Below are 2,995 nucleotides of genomic sequence, written 5' to 3' on the forward strand. Positions count from 1 at the left end.
GGCGGTACACGATGCCTTGCCCCTGCTCGAGGCTGCCGAAGCGGTCGACGTGGTGGTCGTGGACGCCCCGGCAAGCATCATGGAACCGGCCGCAYGGTCGGTTGAGAGCCTGCTGACGCACCTGCATAGTCACGGCGTGCGAGCCAATCTCATCCATTGCTCCTCGCGTGGAACGTCGATTGGCCACGCCTTGCTGGACCAAGCCAGCCGGCGACATGCACAGCTGATCGTTGCCGGCGGTTACGGGCATGGACGGCTACGCGAATGGGCCATTGGCGGCACCACGCGCGAGTTGTTTCTCGACTCGACCGTTCCGGTCCTCTTCGCGCACTAGGAGCACGTCATGATCGAAGGGATGATGCGGGCGGCCGTCGTGCGCCGCTTTGGCGAGCCGCTGGAGCTAACCCGGGTACCCATTCCTGCACCTGGTCCGGGCCAGGTGTTGATCCGCATGGAGGCCACCGGCGTGTGCCACACGGACTTGCACGCCGCGCAAGGCGACTGGCCGGTCAAACCCACGTTGCCGTTCATTCCGGGCCACGAGGGCATCGGCATCATCGTGGAGACCGGGGCCGGCGTGACTGGCCTCGCCCGCGGAGATCGCGTTGGTATCGCGTGGTTGCACGATGCGTGTGGCCACTGCGAGTACTGCGCCGGCGGGTGGGAAACGCTATGCGCCGATCAACACAACAGCGGTTACAGCGTGAATGGCACGTTCGCCGAATATGCCATCGGGGCGGCGTCACACGTCCTGCCACTGCCGCGCGTGGCGGACCCGATGGCTTTGGCACCGATCCTCTGCGCGGGGGTGACAACTTACAAGGGACTGCTTGAGACCGAAGCGCGACCGGGCCAATGGGTGGCGATCTCTGGCATCGGTGGCCTCGGTCACCTGGCCGTGCAATACGCCATCGCGATGGGGCTGCGTGTCGTCGCCATCGACGTCAGCGCCGACAAGCTGGTACTCGCCCGCGAACTGGGCGCGGAGGTRGCTCTGGACGGTCGGGACGAGAACGTCACAGCGGAGGTTCACCGCGCGACCGGCGGCGGGGCCCATGGAGTTCTTGTCACAGCCGTGTCGCCCACCGCTTTTTCTCAGGCGTTGGGCATGGTCCGGCGTCGCGGCACGGTTGCACTCTTGGGCTTACCACCCGGCAGTTTCGCAGCACCGATCTTCGACATCGTGCTCAACCGCATCACCGTGCGCGGCTCGATCGTAGGTACTCGGAACGATCTGCGCGAAGCGATGGAGTTTGCGTTGCGTGGCAAGGTTCGCGCCCATGTTGAGCATGGTGTGCTTGAGGACATCAACGACGTGTTTGCGCGGCTCGAGCGTGGTGCCGTGGAAGGTCGTGTCGTGCTCGGTTTCAACGCCTGATCGTGGTTCATCCGGTCACGGATTCCGTGGCTTATGCAGATGCAATTGATCCGGAGAACGTCATGTCGACATCCACCCATACTGCTTCCCCTCACAACCCTGCCTTCCCCGCCATCCAGGGCGACCACTGGATCGAGGCGCTCGACGACGGCACCCCGGTGCTCATCAGGCCGCTACGCCCCGATGATCGCGAACGCGAGCAGGCTTTCATCCGGCGCCTCTCGGCACGGTCGCAGCGAAACCGCTTTCTTGGTGAAGTCCACGAAGCCTCTCCAGCGCTGCTGGATCAATTGATGTCGATTGATCACCACCGCACGATGGCCTTTGTGGCGTTGACCCACGATGACGGCGAGTTGCGCGAGGTCGGTATCAGTCGCTATGGCGCAGGTAAGACGGGCGACCGATGCGAGTGCGCGGTGGCCGTGGCAGACGACTGGCGCCATCGCGGCCTTGCGGTGATCCTGATGCGTCATCTGATCGACGTGGCACGCAAGGAGGGCTTCCATACGCTCTACTCGGTGGACCTGGCCGAGAACGACGGCATGCGCGACCTGGCCAGCTATCTCGGGTTTACGCGTGCGTCGGATCCGGACGACGCGACGCTCGTGATCCACTCCCTGACGCTTTCATGATCATCTATACCTGCTATGGCGCCGCTCGGGGTGTGACCGGCTCCTGTCACCTTGTTCAGTGCGGGGAGACCCGCATCCTGGTCGACTGCGGATTGTTTCAGGGCGATCGGGATGCCAGCGCAGCCAACGTGAACGGGTTCCTGTTCGACCCTCACTCGATCGACGCGGTGCTCTTGACGCACGCGCATCTGGACCATTGCGGGCGGCTGCCGAAACTGGTCCGTGACGGCTTCCGTGGGTCGATCGTGACCACTTCAGCTAGCCGGGATTTGGCTCGCATCGTGTTGATGGATGCCGCCGCGCTTCAGGAAGAAGAGGCTCGCCGGGCCGCCGCGCGCGGCAGTGCGCACGCCACCCCGGTATCGACCATCGATGATGCGTTTCACGCGATGGAGGCGTTCGACCGCGTGGTTGCTTACGGCGAGCCGTGCGACATCGCACCGGGGGTACGGGCGACGTTCTTGGACGCCGGACATATCCTCGGGTCGGCAAGCATCTTGCTCGAGCTGGACGACGGCGTAACGCAGCGGCGGATGGTCTTTTCGGGCGATCTGGGCCACCGCGGGAGCGACATCCTGCGGCCCCTCACCCCGGCGCCGGAGGCGGATATCGTGGTGATGGAAACCACCTACGGTGACCGGGCCCACCGCGATTTCGCCGCCAGCCGCGACGAGTTCCTCGGCGCGATCACGAGCACGTTGCGGGGGCATGGGAACGTGATCATTCCCACGTTTGCCCTGGAACGGGCGCAAGACATCCTGTATTGCCTGCATCAGGCCATGCGGGGCGGTACGATCCCTGCAGGCACGCCGGTGTTCCTTGACTCGCCCATGGCCATCTCGGCGACGGAGGTGTTTCGTCGACACCCGGAAGCGCTTAGCGACGCATTTCGCGGTCGGCTGGTCCAGGAAGACCCGTTCACCGCGCCGCAGGTGCATTTTGCCCGCACGGTCGATGAGTCGATGGCGATCAACCGTATCGAGGG

General features: G+C 64.6%; 4 protein-coding genes. All 4 read left to right on the forward strand.

Translation table 11 applies throughout. From position 1 onward, the window contains the following. Nucleotides 1-334: universal stress protein (locus AC1DSN_RS20665; protein WP_477332576.1), on the forward strand; the 334-nt coding region annotated here is incomplete at its 5' end. Nucleotides 335-346: 12 nt separating this feature from the next. Then, nucleotides 347-1,378, forward strand: a complete 1,032-nt coding sequence (gene adhP, locus AC1DSN_RS20670; RefSeq protein ID WP_477296913.1) for an alcohol dehydrogenase AdhP — start codon at nucleotides 347-349, stop codon at nucleotides 1,376-1,378. A gap of 62 nt (nucleotides 1,379-1,440) precedes the next feature. Beyond that, nucleotides 1,441-2,010: an N-acetyltransferase family protein gene (locus AC1DSN_RS20675; protein ID WP_477332578.1), complete on the forward strand. Its 570-nt coding sequence runs from the start codon at nucleotides 1,441-1,443 to the stop codon at nucleotides 2,008-2,010. Then, nucleotides 2,007-2,995, forward strand: a 989-nt coding sequence (locus tag AC1DSN_RS20680) for an MBL fold metallo-hydrolase (protein ID WP_477332580.1), incomplete at its 3' end; no start/stop codon positions are given. The genes AC1DSN_RS20675 and AC1DSN_RS20680, both read left to right, overlap by 4 nt.

This window comes from Luteibacter sp. P4_D7_3 (assembly GCF_056401735.1).

What these genes read in the sequence shown, in the direction of transcription:
- AC1DSN_RS20675 (WP_477332578.1), top strand. Translation starts at nt 1,441, where the DNA reads ATGTCGACATCCACCCATACTGCTTCCCCTCACAACCCTGCCTTCCCC.